2 protein-coding genes are annotated in these 966 nt (G+C 73.5%); both read right to left on the bottom strand.

All coding sequences use genetic code 11. The features are described from left to right. Positions 1-598: DUF8175 domain-containg protein (locus HOV91_RS39145; protein ID WP_174190192.1), on the bottom strand; the 598-nt coding region annotated here is incomplete at its 3' end. A gap of 5 nt (positions 599-603) precedes the next feature. Next, a complete protein-coding gene (locus HOV91_RS39140) occupies positions 604-900 on the bottom strand; it encodes a hypothetical protein (protein WP_051047471.1) in 297 nt (98 codons plus the stop codon). Positions 901-966: the final 66 nt, after the last annotated feature.

The raw sequence follows: 966 nt of genomic DNA, 5'->3' as shown, positions 1-966 counted from the left end.
CGGCGGGGGCGGGCAGGTCCAGGCGCCAGTCCTCGTATTGCCACAGCACGGCGGCGCGGTTGCGGGTCACCGAGTTGTCCGGGTGCAGGCTGTAGATCTCGACGTCGGCGGCCTCGGGGCTGTAGCGGGTGACGATGTAGCCGAGCAGGCGCGGGGCGCCCTCGGCGACGGGGGCGGTGATCGAGATCTGCGCGCGCGCCACTGCCCAGCCGTCACGGCCCGCACCGGGGGCGAGCATGTGCGCGCCGACCTGGGGCCATTGGGTGTCGGTGGCGATCGAGGCCCGCACCGTCGCCTGCGTCGCGGCGACGGCGGCACCTGCGGGTGAGTGGTCGAACCCGGCGGCGACGGCACCGTCGATACGGTGGGGGCCTTGGTCGGTGACGGGCAGGTCGACGCCTTGGAAGGGCTGCCATCGCAGCCCGGTCGGCGGGGTGAGGGTGTCGCTCGCGGCGGCCGGGGCGCGGGTGGGTTCGGTGGCGTCGGTGCCGCAGGCGAGTAGAGCGGCGGCGGCCAGGAGGCCGGTGAAAGCCAGGACGGCGGTCGCGGCCCAGCGCGGGAGTCGGTCGGGGTGCGGGGGTGTCGGTGTCGTGGGCATGGTGGTCACCGCGGAATGACGGCCAGGGCCAGGGAGCTGGCGGTGCCGAGCAGGGCCGCGCCGAGCAGGGCGCCGAGCAGCCCTTCGACGCTTTCCTCGCGGTAGGTGCGGATCGCGAGCAGCCCGCCCACCCAGATCGCGCGCGCGATGCACAACAGCAGCACGCACCAGGCCAGATACCCCAGCAGCTGGGCCAGAGGTTCGAGTACCTGCCTCGGCAGGATCGTGCTGCCGGGCGGTGAGGCCGCCAGCGGACTCCAATCCTGATGCGCGAGCACGGAGTTCGAGTTGTTGGAGGCCATCAGGAGCCTCCGGTGACGACGGCGTTCATGATGGGGCCGGCGCTGGTGGCCAGGATGCCTCCGGCC

The sequence above is a fragment of the Nocardia barduliensis genome (assembly GCF_013315795.1).
Lineage (GTDB): Bacteria > Actinomycetota > Actinomycetes > Mycobacteriales > Mycobacteriaceae > Nocardia > Nocardia barduliensis.
This window is presented reverse-complemented; position numbering and strand designations above follow the sequence as displayed.

Bases quoted from the DNA above. Each gene is read 5' to 3' on its own strand.
- HOV91_RS39140 (WP_051047471.1), bottom strand. From the start codon at position 900: ATGGCCTCCAACAACTCGAACTCCGTGCTCGCGCATCAGGATTGGAGT.